A 22,513-nucleotide genomic window follows, 5' to 3' on the forward strand; every position below is an offset into this window, starting at 1 on the left:
TAACGAGCCAGCCACGATGCGTATACAAAACCTGCTGATTGTAAGTCTGCTGGCCCTGCTAAGCTGCCAGTCGGAAACGAAGCCGTCTCCGGCCTCATACAGCGTTCCGGCTAGTGTTGAACCGTATATTCAATCGTTCCGGTCGGCAGCACAGCAGCGTAACCGTGCCGTGTCGACGGACAGACTGATCGTTGAGTTTGGTGATCCGCAGGGGGAAGATGTTTGTGGCCGGTGTCTGCTGGAAGCGGGCCAGCCGCCCCACATTGTCCTGAGCACGGATGCCTATTGCTGGGAACAAGCCAGCGACAACGAAAAGGAAGGGCTCGTTTTTCATGAGCTAGGCCACTGTCTGCTCGGTCGACTCCATCGCAACGACCACTTCGCCAACCGCGCGTATGTCAGCCTGATGAACCCCGACAACATGGGCGTTTACGCGACGTGCCGTTACCCCATTGGCGATGATGATTGCGACAAACGCCCACGCCGGACGTATTACCTCGACGAACTGTTCGACCCAGCAACTCCCAAACCCAGTTGGGCAGACTGATACCAGCTTCGGGCGGAAATCCGTATGTTCGCTTTTCGCAACCTGCTGTTTCCTATGCTCAAAACTACATTCCTTGGCGTATGCCTGCTATCGGGCAGTCTCGCCCTGGCCCAGTCGACCGTTTCCACCTACCAGCCACCCGTGTTTACCGATCCCGACCGGGTCAAAAAAATTGAAGCGGCATGGCCCGTCATTGAAAAACTGTATCAGGACTATGCGACCAAACAGCACTTTCCGGGCATGGCCTACGGGCTCGTTGTCGATGGGAAGCTGCTGAAGGCGGGGGCCACCGGTTATACTGATCTGGCAAAGAAAACGCTCGCTACGCCCGCATCGCTGTTCCGCATTGCGTCAATGACCAAGAGTCTGACGGCGATGGCGATTCTGAAACTACGCGACGAGGGGAAACTCCGGCTCGACGACCCGGCCGAGCAGTATGTGCCACAACTGAAGAAATTGCGTTATCTGACCACCGATTCACCCCGCATCACCGTCCGTAACTTACTGACCCACTCGGCCGGTTTTCCCGAAGACAACCCCTACGGCGACCGGCAACTCGGCGACTCTGAAGCCGAACTGACGCGCTTTCTCGACGGGGGCGTATCGCTCTCCAACGTGCCGGGCGTCGCCTACGAATACAGCAACCTGGGCTTCGTTCTGCTGGGCCGTATCCTCACGAACGTAACGGGTAAGCCCTATCAGCAATACATTACCGAATCAATACTGAAGCCGCTGGGCATGACCAATACGCGCTGGGAATACACGCAGGTTCCGGCCGGCAAGCTGGCCCATGGCTATCGCTGGCAGGGCAACGAATGGCTCGAAGAAGAGCTACTGCACGACGGTTCGCACGGCGCTATGGGTGGCCTGATTACGTCGATCGATGATTTCAGTAAGTACATGGCTGTTCATCAGCAGGCCTGGCCCCCACGTTCCGGTACAGAAACCGGCCCGGTCCGGCGGTCGTCTGTTCGGGAAATGCAGCAGCCCTGGACGTTCAGCTACCTCAACGGAGCGTTCCGCTACCCCGACGGCCGCGCCTGTCCCATGACGAGTAGTTACGCCTACGGTCTGCGCTGGAGTCACGACTGTGGGGATCGCGTCTACGTGGGCCATACGGGCGGACTACCCGGCTTCGGCAGTCAGTGGTGGGTCATGCCCGAATACGGCATCGGCGTTGTTGCCTACGGTAACCTGACCTACGCCAGCATGGGTTCGGTCAACTGGGCCGTGCTCGATACCCTGATCCGGTCGGCGGACCTGAAACCGCGTCAGTTACCCGTTTCGCCGATACTGGCGCAGCGCAAAGCCGAACTCGTCAAGCTCCTCCCCGACTGGACCAACGCCGAGCGCAGCGGCATCTTCGCCGAAAACGTCTTCCCCGACCGTTCCGTAGCCTTACGTCGGCAGGAGGCACAGGCGTTGTTCAACACGATTGGCAAGGTTACCAGCGTTGGTGAATTGATACCCGAAAACCAGCTACGCGGCACCTTCCGGCTGACGGGTGAGCGCGGGGCTGTCGATGTCTTTTTCACCCTCACCCCCGAAATCCCCGCCCTGATTCAGCAACTTGACCTGCGGGAAGTGAAGCGTTGATGACTAACAATAGTTGCAAACGCTTTAAGTGGAATTTGTGAATCCACAGGCTTATTTTAGCCTATTCATCAGACAACTTTATCGTTTTATCAATTATGCTTTCAGTTAAAGAAGCTGCTCGAAATGCATTGAATTTCTATAAAGACATCTATCCCGATACGCAAGGCGAACTGATTGAAGAAGTAGAACTTGATTCAGATCGTCACCACTGGCTTATCACACTCAGTTTTGTATCCAAGGTAGAACCCAACAATCCGCTATTCGCGAACGTGCTGGCCCCTCAATTTGAGCGAAAATATAAATTGTTTAAAGTCAACGCAGACAGCGGAATGGTGGAATCAATGAAGATAAGAGTGCTTGGCAATGATCTCAACTGATCTACAACGAGCACGAGGACTTCTTATAGATACCAATCTACTGGTCCTGTTGGTAGTCGGGTCAGCAAGTGCAACTGCCATTGCGGGAAACAAACGCCTGAGCGCTTACACGGCGACTGATTATAAGCTTTTACTTTCTTTCGTTGAGCGCTTCAAATCCTTATTCACAACACCACACATCCTGACCGAAGTCAGCAATCTCATCGGTTGTGAAACGAAGCAACAACAACAGGGGCTGGAGATTCTCAAACGCTTGGTCCAACAGATGGAAGAAGTAGTACCGGCAAGTAGCGAAACGATGAACCTGTATACTAAAAGCTACTTGAAATTTGGGCTGAGTGATGCATCCATACATCGGGTGGCCACCGACAGGCTACTTGTACTAACGGACGATTTAGATTTCTGCTACTACCTTCAAGGACAGAATATGCTAGCGCTTAATTTCAATAATCTGCGTACTGCCTATCTGCTTCATTAGATGTCTTCCAGCTTCTCTCCCGAGAAGGCAATCGGTTTCTCGGCGAACAACAGCTTCGTCGCGGCCCAGGTCGTGCGGAACAGCTCGCTTTGGCGGTACGCTTCCAGCGCATCGGCGGATTCCCACAGGCTGTACGTCATGCGTACGGCGGGATTTTCCGGGTCGCGCAGCAGTTCGAGATGATAGTTACCGGGGAACGCACGAATGTGGGCTTTCGAGCGGTCGAAGATCGCGTGGAAGTCAGCCAGCTTATCGGGCTGGAAGGTCATGCGGACAATACGGACGAGCATATTTTTTCAACACAGAGGCACAAAGAACACAAAGGTATCAACCGGCCAAATCCACATCAGACTACCTCACATAAAATCCCACCAGTATGGCAGCAATTGAGTACAACACGTTAAGCCGAAGCATTATTGGCGCGTGCATCGATGTCCACCGTGAACTTGGCCCCGGTTTGCTGGAAAGCGTTTATGAAGAGTGCCTTACCTTTGAACTGCGGAGCCGGGGCTTGCTCGTTGACCGACAGTACGAACTGCCAGTGGTCTACAAGGATCAGGTACTAAACAAAACGTTTGTGATGGATCTGCTTGTCAACGGTTTGATCATAGTGGAGTTGAAAGCCGTTCAGACCGTGCTGCCTATTCATGAAGTACAGTTGTTAACCTACCTCCGCATGGCTCGCCTAAAGTTAGGTTTGCTGATTAATTTCAACGTCGAACTGATGCGGGACGGGATTATTCGCAAGATCAATGGTTATCTATAACACAGCGTCACAGAAAGCACAAGGCGCTCCTCTTTCTCCGTGTTCTCTGTGACTCTGTGTTGAAACTCTACTTTGAATACTAATTACTAAACCCAATGAATTACCGCACATTTGGCCGTACGGGCTGGAACATTTCTGAAATTGGCTACGGCATGTGGGGCCTCGCGGGCTGGACGGGTTCCGAACGCGAAACCACCGACAAAGCGCTCGACCTGGCCGTTGAGCGAGGGTGCAATTTCTTCGACACGGCCTGGGGCTATGGCGAAGGACTGAGCGAACGAATTCTGGGTGAGCTGCTGAAACGCAACGCCGACAAAAAACTGTACGTCGCGACGAAAATTCCACCCAAAAACCGGACCTGGCCGTCGCGACCAGAATTTCAGTTAGATGACGTCTTTCCGTCGGACTACATTGTCGAGTATGTCGACAAAAGCCTGCAAAATCTGGGCATCGATACCATCGACCTGATGCAGTTCCACGTCTGGGAAGACGGCTGGGCGGATCGTGACGAGTGGAAAGACGCGATCACCAAACTCAGCGAACAGGGTAAGGTACAGGCATGGGGCATCAGTATCAACCGTTGGGAGCCCGACAATGCGCTCGAAACCCTGAAAACCGGAATGATCGACGCCGTGCAGGTGATCTACAACATCTTCGATCAGAATCCGGAAGACAACCTGTTCCCGCTGTGTAAAAAGCTGGATCTGGGCATCATCGCCCGCGTGCCGTTTGACGAAGGAACACTAACCGGTACGTTTACCAAAGAAACGACCTTCCCCGCCGACGACTGGCGTTCGACCTATTTCGTACCGGAAAACCTCAACAGCAGCGTCGACCATGCCGATGCGCTGAAACCGCTGATTCCGGCGGGTATGACCATGCCCGAGATGGCGCTCCGGTTCATCCTGAGCAATCCCGACGTACACACGACCATTCCGGGCATGCGGCAACTGCGCAATGTCGAAGCTAACACCGCCGTCAGCGACGGTAAAGGCTTGACGCCCGAATTGCTACGCGAGCTGAAAGGCCACCGCTGGGACCGCACCCCGACGGAGTGGAGTCAGTAGTATACCGCTTTCACCGATTGCAAAAACGCAGCTCATACGGGCTGCGTTTTTGCGTATCACGACCGATAGAATCCGTAGATGAGTAAGCCAACCAGTACTGATTCGATGATCCAGCTATACAGCGTATTGTTACCCGTAATGCGTCGGACCAGTACGTGAATTGCTACACAAAAGGCGGCTAAGGGTAAGCCCAGTACGATTTCCAACGGGTAGTCGCGTTTTTGGGCAGGCGTACCGTATAGAGTGTAAACCAGCCCGTGCACTGTCCAGTACAACCCCAGCAAAGCCCCGAATGGTAGGGGAGCAACCCAACCCAGCAGTTTGTTTATGTCCACGGCGTTGTTTGTTGGTTTACGTTACAAACGATTATTCACCATGAATCGATTGACCGCCGTAGACCGAAAACTGTATGCCGTCAACCGTCAGTATTCCTGCTCAATGGGATGAACCATGAATTCATCGATGACGACGTGGGCGGGGCGGCTCAGTATAAAGAGCATCGATTCGGCCATGTCTTCCGCCTGTAGGTAATGCGACGACGTGGCGTGACCGTGGCCCTTCGCGTGAAAGTGCGAATCGACCAGGCCGGAGTAAACGCCCGTCACTTTGATGCGGAACGGACGAACCTCCTTGCGCAATGCCCCCATGAACGCTTCCTGCGCATATTTACTGGCGGTATACAACGACCCACCCGCGAACGTACGTTTCGCCACGTCTGACGCGACGACAACGATATGCCCCGACTGCTGCGCTTTCAGCGTAGGTAGTGCCGCCTTCGTCAGCAAAAACGTACCTTTCACGTTTGTCGCCATCAATTCGTCCCACTCGTCGACTGTGATGTCTTCGACGTTCTTGAAAACGCCATACCCCGCATTGTTGACCACCGCGTCGATTCGACCGAACCGGTCGAGCGCCGTTTGTACCACACGCTGCATATCGACTTCACTGGCTACGTCGCCCGGCACCGCCACGATACGACCCTGCCCCTCGGCCTCGACCTCTCTCAGCTCGATCACGTTACGGGCCGTAATAACCACGTTAGCACCGTTTTGCGCCAACAGCAGCGCCGTCGCCCGGCCGATCCCCCGGGACGCCCCGGAAATAATGATTACGTTGTCTTTCATCCGGTAAATGTAGAGACGCAACCCATTGCGTCTCATTACGCGCCAGCCAATCCGGCAAAATTTAGCGACCGCACAACCATCCGGGTACGGAGACGCAAGATATTGCCGCACCGGCGGACCGGTCTCTACATTTGCGCCAGCTTTTTGTTGACTAACCAAACTACGGCGTTGAAGCACAACCATCCGGATGTTGAGACGCAAAATCTTACCGCACCGGCGGTCACCGTGGCGCGGACCGGTCTCTACAAATTTCTAAAATGGCGGATCATAGCGCCGTAACCCAGCTTCATCGACAAACCTGCAATGGCCTGACTCAGTCGCTTTTCACGGGTTTGTACCGTCTTTGCGCTGTCGATCCAGTTGCTAAAATATTGCTGATGACCACGGGGCAGCGTCTCGAAAAACGCCAGCGCGTCGGGTGCGTCGGCCAGACAGGTCAATAAATCTTCCGACAGAGCCAGTTCCGATTCATCGCGTTCCAGCTCGACCTGTATGGTAGCCCCCGCTTCCTTGCCAAGGCCCCGGCGCATCGTCGCATTGATCGCGAGAATATACGGAGCCAACTCACCGGTTTCGTCAGGCTCAGCGGACTCACCCATCGGCACTAAACCCACCTGCTGAATGCTAACTGTGTCCAGTCGGCCTTTCACGCGAAACGCTTTTTTCTGCCCTCCGCTCAGCAAATTGGCAACGGCAGCCGGTATGTCGATGTACGTCCATCCTGTCTTCTCTCCCTTCGCGCCGAACCTGCGGAGCATCGCTGTAAACGTTACCATCTCTTACTGTTCGGGTTGACGATAATGCTGTAAGGTTGCCTGCAACGACTCCTGCATGGCCTGTACCAGGCTATCGGGTTTTACAACCGTCAGGTGTTCGCCGTATGAACGCAGATGCATCAGCAAATCACGGTTGGGGGCCAGCCGCAGCCGAACAACGCAGGCATCGTCGGTATCCTGCACGACTTCCTGCGTCTGGTGAATGGGTTTGGCCTTTACGTATCGCCCAAACAGCGGACTGAACGACAGCAGTATTTCCTCGACGGGTCCGCTGCTGTCGGTGATGCCGTAAATGTGCTCGAACAGTTCACTGACGTTGTCCAGCACCACCGACGGCACGTTGCACAGGTCGAGCGCAATATCCAGATCGCTCATTCGGTCAAGTGCAAACGTGCGTTCTTTTTCCGTCGCTTCGTCGTAGCCGATCACGTACCAGCTATCGGCCACTTCGCGCAGCAGGATCGGGTGAAGCGTCCGTAGCTTGTCGGGCGTCTGGGGCTGGGCATCGGTTGTTTCGTGCTTCCGGTAGTGGAACGTAATCTGCCGGTTCTGGTTGATCGCCCGGATCAGCACCGGCACGTACTGCCGGTTACCGCCCAGCACGCGCTCCTCCACGTACACGACCCGGCGCATCATCGGCTCGGATTTTACCTCCCGGATAATGTCGAGACTTTGCCGGACGCGCTGCAAGGCGTTGGCCAGTTCGCCCGCTACCGACGCACCCTGCGTGGCCGTCAGCACTTCACGCGCGTAGTCGAGCGCTTCCATATCGTCGGGACTCAGCATCAGGCGCAGAAGCCGAAACTGGGGGTCGGTGTAGTAGTAGCCGTTGCGCCGTTTGTCGTATGCGATGGGCGCGTCGTGGTCTTCGCGCAGCCGCTGAATGTCTTTCTCCAGCGACGACATCGACCGGATACCGCATTTATCCTGACACACCTCGAACAGGCGCTGCTTGGAATATTGCCGGGGGTAGCGACTGATAATCTCGTCGATGATGCGGTAGCGCTGAAACGCCGAGCGGGTTATGGGCATGGGATACGGTTTACAGTATTCGGTTTACGGTTTTCTGTAGAGATCGCACCGGCGGACCGGCAATCCATTGCGTCTCACCGCCGGATGGTTATATCGCCGGACGGCTTTTTCATACGCGTCAGCTATCAGACCAGACGATAACAAAACCATCCGGGGGCGGAGACGCAACCCATCGCGTCTCTACTATCCCCAAAAATTCAGAAAAAATTTTTATCGAAAAAGAAGAACGTAAAAAGATTACGTTTTGCCGGGTAGAACTTTGTTCTGTGAATTTTAAACAACACTACAAATGATGACGGCTTATCACACTCCATCCCCGTTGCTTTCTACTGGTTTCCCACCGGTCATTCGTACGAAAGCGTCGACACAGGCTAGTGCATCCGTATCGCATCTGATGCGCTGGCAAGAACCGCTGGCCACGCGACTACGGTTTCGCCACAACCTGCCGGGACGGGTGGCCAACCGTCTGCTGAACATCGAACTGGGTTTGTTTCTGCTGGCGGAATTACTGCCAATGGCGCCGGCAGAAGCCCTGCCCAATCTGCTCAACGGGCAGGGCATCGTGTACCGCGAACGCCCCGTCTGGACACCACATCAGCACAAGATGCTGAGCCGGGCGCGGATTCTGCTGGCCCCCTACCAGGATCGAGCCGTATGGTACAGCGCGCTGGGCAAATACGCAACCATGAACAAAAACCTGCGCCTGTTTACCACAACCGGTCGCGGTGGCCAAAATCCCGATGCCAGTTCCTACGACCGCCGTGAGCGCATCCAGCTCTACGGCTGGGCGTTAGCCTGAATACGGTTTACGGTATTCGGTAGCCAGTTTTCGGCCACTGGCCTGTGTAGCCCAGACGTCTACGTCTGGTGGGCGCGACAGCGACCAAAATAGTTACCCCATACCTTGGCCTGACGGCCTCCAGACCGAGAGGTCTGGGCTACAGGAGGCAACTCACCGTAAACGGTAAACCGAATACCGTAAACGCAATCCCCCCTTTTGAACAACTAAACAACAACCCTCATGAACACGACCCCATTCACGACACCCGCAATCAACCGCCGACCGGGTAAGCTGTCGGCGCGGCAGTTACTCGACGTCGAACTGGGCTTATTTCTGCTGTCGCAGTTACAGCCGGCCGCTTCGCCCGACACACTGCCCATTCTGCTGAGCCAGTGTACCTCGCTGACCGATCAATCGGACTGGACACCCCGCCAGCGTAAACTGCTCAACCGGGGTCGGCAGTTACTGACGCAGTTCCAACACCGGCCCGCCTGGTACGAGCTACTGGACCGCTACGTATCGGTGTCAAACCCACTCCGGCAAGCCTACGATGTCAGCGCTGACCGAAGTCGATTTACCGAGAAAAGCGTGGGCTTCTTTCGGAATCGACTGCGCACCCTGCAACAGGTAATGGCCTGACCAACGACTACACATCCACCATCCTCTTCACGCATCCCACTCCACCTATGTTTCCCGCCCTGCTTCAATCGATTACCAATCGCATCAACCCTGGCCAGGCACTCGCGCAGATCACGCCAACGGCAGCAGCTACGACAGCTTCACCGACCGCGCCACCGGTACGCCACTATCGGGTTGCCAAGCTGATTATGGTGACGGCCGCCAACAACAATAAATTCTACGAAATGCGCGAACGCGACGATCAGACGTTCAGCGTTCAGTACGGCCGCGTCGGTGGCGCGAGCAGCGTGGCAACCTACCCGATGAGCCAGTGGGACAAGAAGTTCCGGGAAAAGGTTGCCAAAGGCTATGTCGACCAGACACACCTGTTTGCGGAGGCAACAACTGCCGTCGACGCCAGTACGATTCAGGATACCGCCGTACGAACGTTTATGGGGCGACTACTTGAACTGGCCAGCCAGTCCATTCGCCAAAACTACATCGTTACCGCCGAGCAGGTTACCCGAAAACAGGTCGATTCGGCCCAGCAACTGATCGACGAACTAACCGACCAAATCAGAGCGGGGCTGGCGATGGATACGTTCAACGCCCGGCTGCTGGATCTGTTCAAAATTATCCCCCGCCGAATGCAGCGGGTCACCGAACACCTGCTACAGGAACTGCCACAGTCGGAAGACGCCATCCAGGCACTGCGCGACCGCCTGGCCAGCGAACAGGACACGCTCGACGTGATGCGCAGTCAGGTCGAACTAAACCAGTCCGACGACCTTAGCCCTGTCCAGCAACCAGATCTGCTGGCATCGATGAATCTGGCCGTCGAACCCGTAACGGATAAACGGGTGCTGAAGCTAATCAAGCTGATGATGGGCACTGACGTCGACAAGTTCGAAGCCGCGTTCAGCGTATCGAAGCACGATACCGAAACCGCGTTCAACACCTTTGTCGCGAATCAGGCCGATCAGAAAACGCAGTTACTGTGGCACGGCAGCCGGAGCGAAAACTGGATTTCAATTCTGAAAACCGGCCTGGTGCTGCGTCCGGCCAATGCCATTATTACCGGCAAGATGTTCGGCTATGGTATCTACTTCGCCGATCAATTCAGTAAGTCGCTCAACTACACCTCACTGCATGGTTCGGTATGGGCCAACGGCAAGCAGCGGGAAGGGTACCTGGCGATCTACGAAGTGCACGTCGGCAAACAACTCGTCGTAGACACCCACGAGAACTGGCACTACCAGCTCGACGCCAACCGGCTGAAAGCCATCGACGCTACCTACGATTCAGTCTTTGCGCAGCGGGGTGTCAGCCTGTTAAAGAACGAATTCATTGTCTTCAATCAGGCACAGTGCACGATTCGGTACATGGTCAAAATCAACTGCTAGTATGAATCCTATCCGCAAGAAAGTAACCCTGGCATCGGTACGCTCAACCGCCACTACGCTCATTCTGGCGCAGGGCGTAACAACGACCTTAGCCGTAAAGATGGCCCTACGCGACCGAGGGTATTGGGCCAGACAGGCCGACATTTCGCAAAAGCTAATCCGGATAGCCCTGCGCGAAGGCTGGTCTGTCAACGACAACGGCACCTTCCGCGTCTACTACTTCCCAACGCTGCCCGCCCTCCTAAACTAAGCAAAGCCGCCGGAACCACTCAACTGGTTCCGGCGGCTTTGGGTAGGTATCCCCAACCGCTTAAACAGGCTGACTGAGTTCAGCAGGCTGCGGATTACGCGAGTTAAGCAAGCCGGCCGGTACGCTTAACTCCCCCGTGTGCGGGTCGATCAGGCCATTGCGCTCATCCTCGATATTGGTTGCCTGCGTGTAGATGTCGCCGGCCAGGCAGTGCCGACGCAACTCCTGTTTGAATTGCAGAATCCGCTCGGCCCGGTCTTCCGAGTCGTTGGGACCACCGTAATCAGCGAAACCAAAGCCACCCCACTCACTAACGATAAGCGGCACCTGCTTCCGGTAGAAGAACGGGTCGCCGACCACCAGCGGGAACGCAGCAACCCCTTCCAGTTGGCCCGCTTCCAGCCGGCTCAGTAGATCGCGCCAGCGGTTCAGGTCAGGCGTATATAGGTGAGCCGTTAGCAGGTCCGACTTCAGGCGTCCTTCGACCGAAATATGCCGCCAGCCGTCGTTGTCGACTACCAGAAACTGCGGGTACGACAGTTGCATGAAATGGTACATGTCGGTGATGTACTGCCGGGTTTCTTCGCTCACGGCAATGTCCTCGGCCCCCCAGTCTTCATTGTACAGACTCCAGATGATGACCGACGGGTGCGAGCCGATCAGCGCCAGCATCCTGAGCAGCTCCGCCTTGTGGTTCTGCCGACTCAACGTATTCGACACGTGCGGACTCGGTACTTCCACCCACAGCAACAGCCCCAGTTGGTCGGCCAGGTTGTAGATCCGTGGATCGACCCCGGCGATATGCACCCGCACGAGGTTACAGCCCAGTTCTTTCATCGCCCGCATGTGCAGTTGCATCTCCTCGAACGTAGCCGTGCCGGGCTGATACAGAATCCCGTCCAGGTAAATCGACTCGTTGTTCAGGTAGATATGCCGCCCCCGCGACTCGATCTTCCGCAGACCAAAGTGGGTTTCAATCTGAGCCGCGTAGCCCGCCGGGTCGATGAGTTGCGCAATCAGCTTGTAGCGCACCGGCGTTTCGGGCGACCATAGCTGCGCGTCGGGAATATCGAGCGTGACCCGCTGCCGTTTTTGCCCGACGTTCAGGTGCAGCGGATAGTCCGACGTTGCCATCACCTCTCCCGTTTTGGGCGCGACAACCGTCAGCCGGATCGTGTAATTGCCGGCGTCGTGTACGCGGGTTGTCAGCGTAAAGCGAACGAGCCGGTCTTCGACGGAGCTCGCCACCCCGACCCGCGACCGGAGCCGGTTTCGTTCAACACTTTCGAGCCACACGCTCCGCACCGCGCCGGTGTAAGTCTGGTACCAGATACCGCCCCGCTTGTAGACGTGCGACTCCTGTTTCCCGCGCGGAATAGCGGCATCCATCGTGTCGGCGATGCGTACCGTCAGCCGGTTTTCGGCTTCCAATAACTCGTCGGGCAGTTCGTACGAAAACGACGTGTATTCGCCGAAGTGGACGGCCTCGTCTTCGATCGTGCTGAGTAGCTGCCCGTTGAGCCAGACGCGGGTTTCGTAACCACAGGCCCCAAACGTAAGCTGGATAATCGACTGAGCGACAGACACGCTGCGGTCCGGCAACGTAAACGTCCGCTCGTACCAGGCGACTACTTTGTCGTGCCAGCCTTCGGGCGACTGGGTACCCCGTGCCTGCGCCATGTGGGCCTCAATGGAGCCAGGCCACTGCACGACGCCGTCGAACGTATGTTGGTTGTACCACTGGTCCTGCAGGCCCCGGTCATCGGGATCGAGCGAGAATTGCCAGTCGCCGTCGAGCAGCAGGTAATTGTTAGGTCTCAGTACGGCACGGGGGAGTTGATTGATTGGTTCAGCATAGCCGCCGGTATCGGGTCGGCTCGACGATAAACTCGTGTTGGTTTGTTTAACTTCCATGACGGTGGTTCAGGTAAATGATCGCAGTAGCCTTGGCAATAATGCCGCCAAACCACTGCAATAGTCTACCTGTATAACGTACTAACCGTCACTTTTGTCCTGTTTTTTCTTATTTAAGGCATAACAACCCTTTTAAATATTGTTAAATTATGCGTCAATTAGACTATAGCGCTACCTGGTCTATGATAGTCTTGCAATGATCATCTGCCTCCTTTTAACCACTGATGAATCTGTATCTAGGCGTTACGAATTGCAGCTGGTTTGATTACCTGAGTGCGATCAATCCGGAGGATGTTAACTTCTGGCAACCCGGCGGAAAGAGTGCATTCAGAGTGCTGTCACTAAATGGTGTATTTCTGTTCAAATTGAAAAAGCCCTATAACGGTGTTGGCGGCCTAGGTTTCTTCAGAGCACAAACTCAGTTGCCCTTGTCACTCGCTTGGGACGCTTTTGGTGTGCGAAATGGCGTATCTGACCTTGACCACTTCAGAACAACTATTCAAAAGTATCGGGGCGATAAAGAGCGTAACCCAACCATCGGCTGCATTGCCTTGACCGATCCGGTGTTTTTCCGACGCGAAGACTGGATACCTGTTCCGGTCGACTGGCGTACAAGCATCGTTCAGGGGAAACGCTACAGCACTGACACGGCAATTGGATCAGCTTTATGGCAGCAGGTTCAGGATAGACTGATTTGTTACCGGAAAACGCTGCCAGCAGGACAAAACATGTTAAGCGTTGACGAGCCTTCACCCCAATATGGTAACTCAGTTCTACAAAAGGTACGAATTGGTCAGGGAGCCTTCCGACTCTCAGTCATTGATGTCTATACGAAGCGTTGTGCTATCACTGGCGAAAAGACATTGCCCGTACTGGAAGCCGCTCACATCAAACCTTTTGCGGAAGCAGGGCCTAATCAGACGTCAAACGGGCTGCTGTTACGTTCCGACATGCACAAGCTGTTCGACGACGGTTATATCACCGTAACTACTGACTACAGAATTGGAGTAAGTAGTCGCATCAGGGAAGAATTTAGTAACGGAAAAGAGTACTACCAGTATCATGGTAAGCCTTTATCCGTGCTGTCATTGCTAGAAAGAGATAAACCTTCATCGCTTTATCTGGACTATCACAACACCACTATTTTTCGCCCTTAGCTATCCAACATCATATTTCTATTTTTCGCTACGCACGTGTAGGCAAATCCGGCTATTGCCCCGATCGTCAATGATTTCAAGTCGACACTGGACAAGCTGTATGGCGAACGGTTACAGGATGTTGTGCTGTATGGCTCGTATGCGCGGGGCGATTACGATGGCGAATCCGAGATGAATCAGCTATCGATCTGCTTGTCTGTCGTACTCAACGACAACGAAATCTATACGATTACCGATGTGTTTATCCTAAGCGATCTTACGCTAAAGGCTATTCTTCCCCACAGCAAGGCGGTCTCTACCTTGCCAGTTTCAGGTTAGTGATACAGAAGTTCACCAATGCCGGTTTACCAGAACGCCCGTCGTGAAGGTATTTGTTTATGAATGAACTGGTTAAAAAAATAGTTCGATCACACCGACTGGACCCTTGGTTTGGCAAATACGCTGCTAATAGATCAATTGATCTATTTCCGTCTTTAATACGGGCAGATTTTTGATGACTACGCTCCAGACAAGGACATCATCAACCGCATCGTATGCGTGGATTACCCGATTACGCAGATCAACAATGCACCGGGCATTGGTAATTGAAACAGTATTATCATTCTTCAAAATTCGGCTCATGGCCTCTCCAATGATTTCAAGCTCCCGCTCGACAGCCCGCCGGATGGTAATATTCGTCTGATACACCGCAAAGCCACGTCGATGTTGTTAACCGCTTCGCGTATGTCAACCAGCCATTTGTGCACTTCTTCACTCATAAATTGGCGTTTTGGTACGCTCTACTGCAGCAACGAAATGAGGGTTATGCAACGACCGTTCAGTAACCAAATCGACCGGGCGTTGTAATACTGCTTCCAAAGCATCGGCAATCGCAAAATAATTTTCCCCGTACTGCACCGGGTCCAGCGATTTATCAAAGGCAATCAATAAATCGACGTCGCTTGCTTCGCTAAAGCGTTCTGTACAAACTGAGCCAAACGCGTATGCTCGCGTCACGCCGTTTTCACGCAGAATTCGGGTAACCGCAGGTAATCTGTCTGATAAAAATGAGTTGAGCATGCGGCTCGGATTTTCCGTAAGTATATCAAAAGCTAGACAATACCCATACTTTTCGTAGCGTACCGGCGGCTCTTTTATACCAGTACTGTGGTCTAAACTAAATTATCCCAGCAACGTACGCTGCGCCAGGTATACACCCGCGCCGGCGAGGTAGCCGAGGAGGGCAAGCCAGCTGATGCGACGCAGGTACCAGCCGAACGTTATGTTTTCCAGGCCCATAACGGCGACACCGGCCGCCGACCCAATAACGAGTAAGCTCCCGCCCGTACCGGCACAGTACGCCAGAAACGACCAGAGTGGGCTATCAATCGGGTAGGTCGTCAGGTCGTACATGCCCATCGCAGCCGCAACGATCGGTACATTGTCGACAATGGCCGAGACAACCCCGATCAGGAGCACGATCAGGTTAGTGTTGCCTATCGCCTGATCCAGTGAACCGGCCAGGCTATGCAGGACACCCGTCGATTCAAGCGACCCCACGGCCAGCAGGATACCCAGAAAGAACAGGATACTCGGCGAGTCGATCCGGCTAAGGGCATGGGCGGCTGTCAGCGTCCGGCGCTCGGCTTCGTCTTTATCCTTATGAATCACTTCCGACGCCACCCAGATCGCGCCGAGCACGAGCAACATTCCCATGTATGGCGGCAGGTGGGTAACCGTCTTGAAAATCGGAACGTACAGCATACCACCCAGGCCGATGGCCAGCATCATACGGCGGTCGCGCCGGGCAATCGGCGTAACGTATGGGCGACTAACCCCCCGATTTACTCCCGTCCGGACGGATTGTTCACTGGCCTTGTACTGATAGGTCAGTATCGTCAGCGGCACGAGCAGGGTAGCCAGACTGGGTAAAAACAGGGTTTGGATAACAGACGATGCACTGATCTGCCCGCCAATCCAGAGCATAGTCGTAGTCACATCGCCGATGGGCGACCAGGCCCCGCCGGCATTAGACGCAACGATTACCATGCCGGCCATTGTCAGTCGTTGTTCGGGGTTACTGACCAGTTTGCGCAGCACCGATACCATAACGATTGATGTGGTCAGGTTGTCGAGCAGGGCCGACAGGAAGAATGCCAGCAGGCTGATAATCCAGAGCAGCGTCCGCGTATTCCGGCTGGCAATCCGGTCGGTGATGAGTGCGAAGCCGTCGTGGGCGTCGATCAGTTCAACGACAGTCATAGCCGCCAGCAGAAAGAACAGAATCTCGGCGATGTCGGACAGGTGATGGCGCAGGTGATCGACGACGGGATCGATCTGCGGAGCCATCAACGCGTAGATTGTCCAGCAGACGACACCGGTGATAAGTGCGGTAGCCGTCTTGTTCAGGTTGACGGTATGTTCCAGCGCGATCAGTACATAACCGATTCCAAAAGCAAGTAGAAGAGCAAGGGTCATATACAACGAACCGGGAACAGGTAGTCTGTAGTTCGTTGTTTGTGGTTTATCAGCGTAAAGCGACGCCGGGTTGAAACCCGGCGCAATGATGGACTACCCGAACCAGCCGATTCTACTGGCACCGGGTTTCAACCCGGTAACGATGAACAACAGCCCCGTTTACTACTGATACGGGATGAATTTCGACTTGATCGTTTTTTTGTGAAGAGCCTCTAACGGTAAACTTTAGACGGTAAACCTAAAACCCAATGGCCCGCTCCCGATTCATCGTTCGTATTTCCCGACTTGGCCCCGATGGCATGGCGTTGTTTCCGTTTATTCTAGTGCGCCAGCCCAATCCCGGCCCGATTCTGGTCAACCACGAGCGGATTCACCTGCGCCAACAGGCCGAACTGGGTGTACTCCCCTTCTATTTGTGGTACCTGACCGAATACCTGATCCGCCGGATTCAATACCGCGATCATTACGAAGCCTACCGGAACATTAGCTTCGAACGCGAAGCCTTCGCCAACGAAACGAACCTCACCTACCTCCGCACCCGGCGCTGGTGGACGTTTTTGTCTTACGTTTAAGGTTAGCTGGCGCGAGCGAGTAGCGTGGACATTGTGTAGCCTGGACCAGCCCGCGCCACGGTGGCCACCGGCGCGGCTCCAGGTCCGGGTGCCCGTAAGGGCAACTATTGCAGGCGGCAGCTTTGTTGGCCGCTTCGCGCCCACCCGGACCTGGAGGTCCAGGCTACACGCGCGCCAGCTAACGACAAATCACAAATTACGAACTACCCTTCCCCTTGTACCCCAGCAACCCAACGGTCATAATCAGGGAGGAGAGCACGATGACCAGCATGGGGATACCTTCGCGGAAACCGAGCAGTCGCAGACTGGGGGGAATGTTGAGATAAAGCAGAATGGTAATCAGGCCGCGCGGGGCAATCCAGAGCATCGGATTCGAAAAGCCCCGGTAGGTCAGTCGGAGGGTTACCCACCGCCAGCCAATGACGACCAGCATAATCAGCACGCTAACAATCGTTGCGTCGATGTCGATCAGCTGGGCGGGTATGGCGGCATAGCCGAAAATCAGAAAGAAGAACGTACGGACGACGAACGACCCTTCAGCCGCCAGACTCTTCAGCTGATCGAGCTCTTTTTCGAACAGGTCGTTTTTTAGAATCAGGCTGAGCCGCCCCCGGATGAATAACTCGGTATTGTTCAGAAACAGCCCGAAGACCAGAATCAGCAACAGCGACGACAGTTGATTCATTTCGGCAATGGCGTAGACCAGAAAGAGGACCGAAATGATGGGCAAGAACTTGATCCGGTGGTTGATCCGCCCGATCAGATACAGCAGCAGAAAGCAACAGATCAGCGACAGCAACGCCATAATCAGCGTATCGCGCAGAAACGACCAGACAGCCCCCAGCACCGATTCCTGACTCAATAGCAGAAAGTTATACGCCAAAACGCCCAGCGTAGCCGCAAACGCCGATTCATAGACCATGAATTCCCGCTGATTCCCGGTCAGGTTCATCGTTGTCGACACGACCACCGAACTGCTCAGAATCGAAAACGGCAGAGCGGTAATCAGGCAATGGAAAAACGAATCGTTGAGCAGCAGGTAGAACATACCCGCGATCAACACCGTCGCGCCCGCCACCGATAGCAGCGACGCCAGCAGGGTTCTGCGCACAATCTCCAGTTTGTCGGATTCCAGTTCCAGATCGAGCGCCCCCTCCAGTACGATCAGGATCAGCCCCAGCGTGCCCAGTGTTGGTAAAATCGTGTCGACATACGGTACCGTTACGCCAATGTAAGTCGTCACCTGCCGGGCCAGTACACCCAGGAGCAATAGCAACAGCACAGACGGGATCTGGAAACGGCTACTAAACAGGTCGAAACCGTACGAGATCAGTACCGACAAACTCAATACAATAATGAGTGTAGAGGAATCCATGTACGGTTACGGTGCTCGGTTTGCGGTTTTGTGGTATACTAAAAATCAGCCAGCATTGTTTTTACCGACGGATCGTGCCACAATGGCCACGGTAAACCGTACGCCGAAAACCAATTCTTTATTTCCGGGCGTAGTAATACAGGTTCACCGACGAGGCATTGGCGCGTTCGCTGAGCGTAAAATAGCCTGATGCATCGCGGTTGAAGCAAACGGCTTCGCCCTGGGGTTCAACCCGGTACGGTAACGTACGGCTGTTACCGCGTTGTAGCGCATCAGCAATCGACTGCCCGCTGTCCCGCTTCCAGTAACGCATTTCTGTGTACGTTCGTACTAGCAGTTCACTGCCGTCGGGCGAGATGGCGGCTCCCGTTACGAAGGTCATGTTCATCGTACCGAGCAGTTCCGCTACCGTTACTTCGTTGATATTCTGTGGATAAGGTAACCGGTACAGGTGTACGTTCGGCTCCCGCTTGGAGATGATGTAAATATCTTTCGTGGCCGGATCGACAAACATGGCTTCGGCATCGCGCGGCCCGTCGGGATAGCGGAAGTTGATGCGCTCGAACTGCGTAACCGTTGTGTTGACAGCCGTCGGTTCGGGAAAACGATAGATCTGTAGATATGGTGTATTGCCGTTGTTGTCGCCAATATCGCCCATGTAGATGTAATTAACACCCGCTGTAGGACCGGGTCCCATGGCCATCTCTTCCCAGTCGCGGTTGGGTGCGTTGATCGCTACAGTCCCTTTGATCGTTCCATCGTAGCCTAGCAACGTCATGTTGGCCGGATTACCACCGTCCTGCTCTACCCACAGGTTACCGGGCATGCTGCGACTGTCGGCGATTCCGGATGCTTCGTCGATAACACCGGGCGTAATGGGTACTGCGGTTGGATCGGCAAACTGAGCCAGATCGACACTTGGAATGTCGAGTTTGCAGGCTACCAGTGTCGATAAGACAAGTCCGAAAAAAAGAAAGCGCATGAATGGAGTTGATTGTATTCGATCGTCAAAGTAACAAAATCGGGGGCGTAAACTTACGCTAATCTACCGTACGCACGTTGAAACCGCGCCGGATCGACTGACTTGCACAGGCCGTACCAGTCGGTATTGGCCTATCAGCTTGTAAACGCAAATCGCCCGTCGACTGATATAAAACCAGTTGACGGGCGATTTTGATTAACGCATCGGTCTATTGGGTCAGCCACCCGCCGGTGAAACCCGCTTTGGTCAGCCCCCGCCGGATGTGCGGATTCTTCTGCATCAGTTTCCAGACGAAGCCTGAGCGCAGGTTTTCAGCCATGAGCAAAATCGGCCCCTGATCGATACCAAGGTAATCGACATCGAACCAGCCAGTAGTAGTTGGCCCGTTGGCGACGCGGGCCGGATAACGGTACGTCGGGTTGAAGGCGTCGCGGAAGCCATATTCGCCATAGAGTTTCGAGCCGTACTTCGTTTTCATGGCCCGAAGGGCAGGCACACAGATTTCTGGCGCAAACGCCATCGATCCACCAGCTGCCGTCGGCGCAATCGTACCGTCGTCGACAATCTGCGTACTGGCAGCACCACGAGCACGATATGAGAAAAATTGACGTCCGCTAGCCAGCGTATCGCTAGGGCCATCGCAGGCAGTCAGACCCCAGATCATTGGACCATAGTCCTGCCACTTCGCAGGGTTGGCCATACAATACGCCCGGTTCGCGTAGGTAGCCCGACGCGAATTTTCGACGTAATCGATACCCTTGCCGCGCATGTACTCATCCTTGATTCCCCGGAAATCGATCCAGACGTGCGAATACTGGTGCCCAAATAGCGGGTCGAAGTTCACGTGTGTCTGCCCGTAAAACGTATCCCATGGGTACGACTTCGTCCAGGCGGGCCACACATCGGTACCGACGGCATGCGTGGGCGACCCCAGCGCCAGCACATACAGCAGCATCGCTTCGTTGTAGCCCGTCCAGTTGCTCTTGATAAAGCCCGACTCCGGGTGCCAGCCCATCGACACAAAGGGCCGTCTAGCTTGAATCCATGTCCAGTCGACCCGCCCGTAGATCTGATCGGCCAGTTGACGAATCTCCGTTTCGGTCGCGTTATTCTGGTCGAAATAGCTTTGTGCACTCAGAATACCGCCCAGCAGGAGCGCCGTGTCAATCGTCGACAGTTCGACTGTTTTGAAGCGTTCGCCGGTTTTCATATCCAGGAAATGATAGAAAAAACCTTTGTACCCCGCCACGCCCGTCGCCTTGTCGGACTGTGGTGCATTGGCGAAGAAGCGGAGCGTGTTCAGCGTTCGTTCGGCCGCCTGCGCGCGTGTGACGTAACCCCGCTCGACACCCACCAGATACGAGGTCAGCCCGAAGCCCACAGCGGCAATACTGGCAAACGAGTTCGACGGTGCCCGGTCGGGCACCAGTCCGTTGACGGGGTTCGTCGTTTCCCAGAAATACCGGAACGTGTCGCGTTGCAGGCTGTCGAGAAAAGTCTGGTCCGACGCCGATAGTGTAAAGGTGGTACGCGATGGCGTGACAACCTGTTTTCGGGTCTGGCCGTGGCCAATCGTCAGACTGGCGCACAGCAGCATTATGGCTAGGCGTTGTTTCATGGTGTTGGGAGAAAAGAAGAAAGATGTGAGACAAAAGACCTAGTCATTCAGATGTCTTTCGTCTTACATCTTTCTTCTTTGGTCAACAAATCAATACCCCGGATTTTGCGTCAGGGCACCTCCGCTGAGTTGAATCTGGGTTTGTGGGATGGGGAAGAGTTCGTTTTTTCCTTTCACGAACGTTTTCCCGTGGGCGGCAAAGGCCTGCACCGCCCGGCCTGACTGTACATCTTCCTGCCGAACGAGGTCGAAGAAACGGTCGTGCTCCATCGCCAGCTCTACGCGACGCTCGTGCCAGATTTTTTCCCGGTCGAGGGTCGTCTGCGCGGCCAGGCCCGCCCGATTACGCAGCCGGTTGATGTCGGTCAGGGCATCGGCCACGTTACCCAGTGCGAAGGCCGCTTCGGCATGAATCAGCAGCACTTCGCCCAGTCGCATGATGCGCAGATTTTTGGGCAACTGATCGTTGTTGCCGCAGTTGCGCTCGGCCGTACGACTGTGGTATGCTTTGTAATTGTAGCGCTCATTTTCTACCGAATCGCGACTGGGCACCCGGTACCCATCCCAAAGCACGGTTCCCTGGGGCGAGGGATTGATGAAGATAATGGTAGCGGCCCGGCGCAGATCGTTCGCTTCGTATTCGTTGACCAAACTTTGCGAGGGCGTGCCGAAACCAAACCCCAGATCGGCCCAGCCCCGCTTACCGCCGGCGCGGGGGCCCTGACAGACAACGTAGAGCGAAATAGCGGCATCACAGGATAGGTTGATACCCGTCTGCACTTCGAAAATGGACTCGCTGCTGTTGGCGCCAACCTCCCGCCAGATGTTGGCGTAGGTAGGTAGCAAGCTGTACGTTCCCACCTGATTTTTGATGATCGAATCGGTCAGGTTATACGCCTGCTGCCAGTTTTTCTGGTAGAGGTACACCTTCGCCAGCATTGCCATGGCAGCGGCTTTTGTCGCTTTACCGGTGGCCGTTTGCGCTTTTACGGGCAGGTTAGTAGCCGCAAACCGGAGGTCAGCGATAATGCGACTATAAACGGCTTCTTTCGTAGCCCGCGCCTGGAGGGCCACGTTGTTGATATCCTCGACCGGCGGAATGCTTTCGATGAGCGGCACCCCACCGAAAAACCGAACCAGGTTAAAATAAAAATACGCCCGCAGAAACCGCCCTTCCCCCTCCAGTTGATTGCGGGTAGTCTGATCGGCAGCACTTTGCGGGATCAGCGCAAGCGCCTGATTGGCACGGGCGATGGCCCGGTAATGACTGGCCCATAGGTTATTGATGTTGCCCACTCCAGCCGTCGGGTTCAGGTTGTCGAACGTACCGAAGGAGTTGGCCCCATCGGCGGCCGAACTCCCCTTGTCGGCATCGTCGGACGCGATATTGGTCATACCCACGTAGTCGAAGCCGTGCATGCTGCCGTCCCACATGGTGTTGTAAATGCCCGTGACCAGGTTTTGGGCGGCTGCGGCATCGCTCTGCACAGCCGCGACACCGATTTGTCCCTGCGGGGGTGTCGTCAGGAAATCGTTACAGGCCGTCAGTGCGGTGCCCAGCACCAGTGTTAGCAGCGAAAGCCGGGTGATTTGTCGTATGGAAATCATGGTCGTAAAGTCGGT

General features: G+C 54.9%; 25 protein-coding genes. 12 read left to right on the forward strand and 13 right to left on the reverse strand.

The annotated features are described in order from the left end of the window. The first annotated feature begins 16 nt into the window (after positions 1–16). The 4 genes from CLV58_RS21590 (at position 17) to CLV58_RS21605 (ending at position 2,998) form a co-directional block, all read left to right on the forward strand. Positions 17–547 (forward strand): putative metallopeptidase, encoded by a 531-nt coding sequence (locus tag CLV58_RS21590; RefSeq protein ID WP_106139915.1) that lies wholly within the window; start codon positions 17–19, stop codon positions 545–547. Between the two features lie 54 nt (positions 548–601). Beyond that, positions 602–2,143 carry a serine hydrolase domain-containing protein gene (locus tag CLV58_RS21595; RefSeq protein WP_245882411.1) on the forward strand — a complete coding sequence of 514 codons (1,542 nt, stop codon included), beginning with the start codon at positions 602–604 and terminating at the stop codon, positions 2,141–2,143. Between the two features lie 95 nt (positions 2,144–2,238). Then, positions 2,239–2,520 (forward strand): hypothetical protein, encoded by a 282-nt coding sequence (locus CLV58_RS21600; RefSeq protein WP_106139917.1) that lies wholly within the window; start codon positions 2,239–2,241, stop codon positions 2,518–2,520. Next, positions 2,507–2,998, forward strand: coding sequence for a PIN domain-containing protein (locus CLV58_RS21605; RefSeq protein WP_106139918.1), 492 nt, complete (start codon positions 2,507–2,509; stop codon positions 2,996–2,998). Before CLV58_RS21600 ends, CLV58_RS21605 begins: the two co-directional genes overlap by 14 nt. On the opposite strand, the gene CLV58_RS21610 is transcribed toward CLV58_RS21605, so the two are convergent. Further along, positions 2,995–3,288 carry a putative quinol monooxygenase gene (locus tag CLV58_RS21610; RefSeq protein ID WP_106139919.1) on the reverse strand — a complete coding sequence of 98 codons (294 nt, stop codon included), beginning with the start codon at positions 3,286–3,288 and terminating at the stop codon, positions 2,995–2,997. The two genes, CLV58_RS21605 and CLV58_RS21610, sit on opposite strands and share 4 nt — an antisense overlap. 86 nt (positions 3,289–3,374) lie before the next feature. Here CLV58_RS21610 and CLV58_RS21615 point away from each other — a divergent pair, with 86 nt between their 5' ends. After that, positions 3,375–3,764, forward strand: a complete 390-nt coding sequence (locus CLV58_RS21615; protein WP_106139920.1) for a GxxExxY protein — start codon at positions 3,375–3,377, stop codon at positions 3,762–3,764. 95 nt (positions 3,765–3,859) lie between these two features. Further along, positions 3,860–4,831, forward strand: coding sequence for an aldo/keto reductase (locus CLV58_RS21620; RefSeq protein ID WP_106139921.1), 972 nt, complete (start codon positions 3,860–3,862; stop codon positions 4,829–4,831). Between the two features lie 56 nt (positions 4,832–4,887). On the opposite strand, the gene CLV58_RS21625 is transcribed toward CLV58_RS21620, so the two are convergent. The 4 genes from CLV58_RS21625 to CLV58_RS21640 all read right to left on the reverse strand — a co-directional run bounded on the left by CLV58_RS21625 (position 4,888) and on the right by CLV58_RS21640 (position 7,763). Beyond that, positions 4,888–5,166 carry a hypothetical protein gene (locus CLV58_RS21625; protein ID WP_106139922.1) on the reverse strand — a complete coding sequence of 93 codons (279 nt, stop codon included), beginning with the start codon at positions 5,164–5,166 and terminating at the stop codon, positions 4,888–4,890. 87 nt (positions 5,167–5,253) lie between these two features. Further along, positions 5,254–5,955, reverse strand: coding sequence for an SDR family oxidoreductase (locus CLV58_RS21630; protein ID WP_106139923.1), 702 nt, complete (start codon positions 5,953–5,955; stop codon positions 5,254–5,256). A 242-nt stretch (positions 5,956–6,197) separates the two neighbouring features. Beyond that, the gene (locus CLV58_RS21635) at positions 6,198–6,731 is read right to left on the reverse strand and encodes a YdeI/OmpD-associated family protein (protein WP_106139924.1); all 534 of its coding nucleotides are present in this window, start codon (positions 6,729–6,731) and stop codon (positions 6,198–6,200) included. Between the two features lie 3 nt (positions 6,732–6,734). Then, positions 6,735–7,763, reverse strand: a complete 1,029-nt coding sequence (locus tag CLV58_RS21640; protein ID WP_106139925.1) for a helix-turn-helix transcriptional regulator — start codon at positions 7,761–7,763, stop codon at positions 6,735–6,737. 289 nt (positions 7,764–8,052) lie between these two features. Here CLV58_RS21640 and CLV58_RS21645 point away from each other — a divergent pair, with 289 nt between their 5' ends. From CLV58_RS21645 to CLV58_RS21660, 4 genes are all read left to right on the forward strand, one after another. Then, entirely contained in the window at positions 8,053–8,562 is a 510-nt protein-coding gene (locus tag CLV58_RS21645) for a pPIWI_RE_Z domain-containing protein (RefSeq protein ID WP_245882412.1), read from the forward strand. 222 nt (positions 8,563–8,784) lie between these two features. Further along, positions 8,785–9,183 (forward strand): pPIWI_RE_Z domain-containing protein, encoded by a 399-nt coding sequence (locus CLV58_RS21650; RefSeq protein WP_106139926.1) that lies wholly within the window; start codon positions 8,785–8,787, stop codon positions 9,181–9,183. A gap of 47 nt (positions 9,184–9,230) precedes the next feature. Beyond that, a complete protein-coding gene (locus CLV58_RS21655; RefSeq protein WP_106139927.1) occupies positions 9,231–10,565 on the forward strand; it encodes a WGR domain-containing protein in 1,335 nt (444 codons plus the stop codon). A gap of 1 nt (position 10,566) precedes the next feature. Next, on the forward strand, positions 10,567–10,815 hold the full coding sequence (locus CLV58_RS21660; protein WP_106139928.1) for a hypothetical protein: 249 nt from the start codon (positions 10,567–10,569) through the stop codon (positions 10,813–10,815). A 60-nt stretch (positions 10,816–10,875) separates the two neighbouring features. Here the strand turns inward: CLV58_RS21660 and CLV58_RS21665 are convergent, their stop codons facing one another. Beyond that, complete coding sequence (locus CLV58_RS21665) at positions 10,876–12,729, reverse strand: glycoside hydrolase family 2 protein (RefSeq protein WP_106139929.1); 1,854 nt, start codon at positions 12,727–12,729, stop codon at positions 10,876–10,878. A gap of 224 nt (positions 12,730–12,953) precedes the next feature. Here CLV58_RS21665 and CLV58_RS21670 point away from each other — a divergent pair, with 224 nt between their 5' ends. After that, positions 12,954–13,886, forward strand: a complete 933-nt coding sequence (locus CLV58_RS21670; protein ID WP_106139930.1) for an HNH endonuclease — start codon at positions 12,954–12,956, stop codon at positions 13,884–13,886. Positions 13,887–14,330: 444 nt separating this feature from the next. Here CLV58_RS21670 and CLV58_RS21680 read toward each other — a convergent pair whose 3' ends face one another. The 3 genes from CLV58_RS21680 to nhaD all read right to left on the reverse strand — a co-directional run bounded on the left by CLV58_RS21680 (position 14,331) and on the right by nhaD (position 16,343). Then, positions 14,331–14,573, reverse strand: coding sequence for a HepT-like ribonuclease domain-containing protein (locus CLV58_RS21680; protein ID WP_245882413.1), 243 nt, complete (start codon positions 14,571–14,573; stop codon positions 14,331–14,333). Positions 14,574–14,636: 63 nt separating this feature from the next. Continuing rightward, complete coding sequence (locus CLV58_RS21685) at positions 14,637–14,945, reverse strand: nucleotidyltransferase family protein (protein ID WP_106139932.1); 309 nt, start codon at positions 14,943–14,945, stop codon at positions 14,637–14,639. Positions 14,946–15,047: 102 nt separating this feature from the next. Next, the gene (gene nhaD / locus CLV58_RS21690; protein WP_106139933.1) at positions 15,048–16,343 is read right to left on the reverse strand and encodes a sodium:proton antiporter NhaD; all 1,296 of its coding nucleotides are present in this window, start codon (positions 16,341–16,343) and stop codon (positions 15,048–15,050) included. 248 nt (positions 16,344–16,591) lie between these two features. Between nhaD and CLV58_RS21695 the strand changes: the two genes are divergently transcribed. Beyond that, a complete protein-coding gene (locus CLV58_RS21695; protein ID WP_106139934.1) occupies positions 16,592–16,915 on the forward strand; it encodes a hypothetical protein in 324 nt (107 codons plus the stop codon). Positions 16,916–17,111: 196 nt separating this feature from the next. Here the strand turns inward: CLV58_RS21695 and CLV58_RS21700 are convergent, their stop codons facing one another. The 4 genes from CLV58_RS21700 to CLV58_RS21715 form a co-directional block, all read right to left on the reverse strand. Next, positions 17,112–18,290: a cation:proton antiporter gene (locus CLV58_RS21700; protein WP_106139935.1), complete on the reverse strand. Its 1,179-nt coding sequence runs from the start codon at positions 18,288–18,290 to the stop codon at positions 17,112–17,114. A 118-nt stretch (positions 18,291–18,408) separates the two neighbouring features. After that, complete coding sequence (locus tag CLV58_RS21705) at positions 18,409–19,272, reverse strand: PE-PGRS family protein (protein ID WP_106139936.1); 864 nt, start codon at positions 19,270–19,272, stop codon at positions 18,409–18,411. A gap of 208 nt (positions 19,273–19,480) precedes the next feature. Further along, the gene (locus CLV58_RS21710; protein WP_106139937.1) at positions 19,481–20,890 is read right to left on the reverse strand and encodes a glucoamylase family protein; all 1,410 of its coding nucleotides are present in this window, start codon (positions 20,888–20,890) and stop codon (positions 19,481–19,483) included. 90 nt (positions 20,891–20,980) lie between these two features. Next, on the reverse strand, positions 20,981–22,498 hold the full coding sequence (locus CLV58_RS21715) for a RagB/SusD family nutrient uptake outer membrane protein (RefSeq protein ID WP_106139938.1): 1,518 nt from the start codon (positions 22,496–22,498) through the stop codon (positions 20,981–20,983). Positions 22,499–22,513: the final 15 nt, after the last annotated feature.

The organism is Spirosoma oryzae (assembly GCF_003002825.1).
Lineage (GTDB): Bacteria > Bacteroidota > Bacteroidia > Cytophagales > Spirosomataceae > Spirosoma > Spirosoma oryzae.

Coding starts and splice junctions, on each gene's coding strand:
- CLV58_RS21590 (WP_106139915.1), top strand. CDS start 17: ATGCGTATACAAAACCTGCTGATTGTAAGTCTGCTGGCCCTGCTAAGC.
- CLV58_RS21595 (WP_245882411.1), top strand. CDS start 602: ATGCTCAAAACTACATTCCTTGGCGTATGCCTGCTATCGGGCAGTCTC.
- CLV58_RS21600 (WP_106139917.1), top strand. CDS start 2,239: ATGCTTTCAGTTAAAGAAGCTGCTCGAAATGCATTGAATTTCTATAAA.
- CLV58_RS21605 (WP_106139918.1), top strand. CDS start 2,507: ATGATCTCAACTGATCTACAACGAGCACGAGGACTTCTTATAGATACC.
- CLV58_RS21610 (WP_106139919.1), bottom strand. CDS start 3,288: ATGCTCGTCCGTATTGTCCGCATGACCTTCCAGCCCGATAAGCTGGCT.
- CLV58_RS21615 (WP_106139920.1), top strand. CDS start 3,375: ATGGCAGCAATTGAGTACAACACGTTAAGCCGAAGCATTATTGGCGCG.
- CLV58_RS21620 (WP_106139921.1), top strand. CDS start 3,860: ATGAATTACCGCACATTTGGCCGTACGGGCTGGAACATTTCTGAAATT.
- CLV58_RS21630 (WP_106139923.1), bottom strand. CDS start 5,955: ATGAAAGACAACGTAATCATTATTTCCGGGGCGTCCCGGGGGATCGGC.
- CLV58_RS21635 (WP_106139924.1), bottom strand. CDS start 6,731: ATGGTAACGTTTACAGCGATGCTCCGCAGGTTCGGCGCGAAGGGAGAG.
- CLV58_RS21640 (WP_106139925.1), bottom strand. CDS start 7,763: ATGCCCATAACCCGCTCGGCGTTTCAGCGCTACCGCATCATCGACGAG.
- CLV58_RS21645 (WP_245882412.1), top strand. CDS start 8,053: ATGATGACGGCTTATCACACTCCATCCCCGTTGCTTTCTACTGGTTTC.
- CLV58_RS21650 (WP_106139926.1), top strand. CDS start 8,785: ATGAACACGACCCCATTCACGACACCCGCAATCAACCGCCGACCGGGT.
- CLV58_RS21655 (WP_106139927.1), top strand. CDS start 9,231: ATGTTTCCCGCCCTGCTTCAATCGATTACCAATCGCATCAACCCTGGC.
- CLV58_RS21660 (WP_106139928.1), top strand. CDS start 10,567: ATGAATCCTATCCGCAAGAAAGTAACCCTGGCATCGGTACGCTCAACC.
- CLV58_RS21665 (WP_106139929.1), bottom strand. CDS start 12,729: ATGGAAGTTAAACAAACCAACACGAGTTTATCGTCGAGCCGACCCGAT.
- CLV58_RS21670 (WP_106139930.1), top strand. CDS start 12,954: ATGAATCTGTATCTAGGCGTTACGAATTGCAGCTGGTTTGATTACCTG.
- CLV58_RS21685 (WP_106139932.1), bottom strand. CDS start 14,945: ATGCTCAACTCATTTTTATCAGACAGATTACCTGCGGTTACCCGAATT.
- nhaD (WP_106139933.1), bottom strand. CDS start 16,343: ATGACCCTTGCTCTTCTACTTGCTTTTGGAATCGGTTATGTACTGATC.
- CLV58_RS21695 (WP_106139934.1), top strand. CDS start 16,592: ATGGCCCGCTCCCGATTCATCGTTCGTATTTCCCGACTTGGCCCCGAT.
- CLV58_RS21700 (WP_106139935.1), bottom strand. CDS start 18,290: ATGGATTCCTCTACACTCATTATTGTATTGAGTTTGTCGGTACTGATC.
- CLV58_RS21705 (WP_106139936.1), bottom strand. CDS start 19,272: ATGCGCTTTCTTTTTTTCGGACTTGTCTTATCGACACTGGTAGCCTGC.
- CLV58_RS21710 (WP_106139937.1), bottom strand. CDS start 20,890: ATGAAACAACGCCTAGCCATAATGCTGCTGTGCGCCAGTCTGACGATT.
- CLV58_RS21715 (WP_106139938.1), bottom strand. CDS start 22,498: ATGATTTCCATACGACAAATCACCCGGCTTTCGCTGCTAACACTGGTG.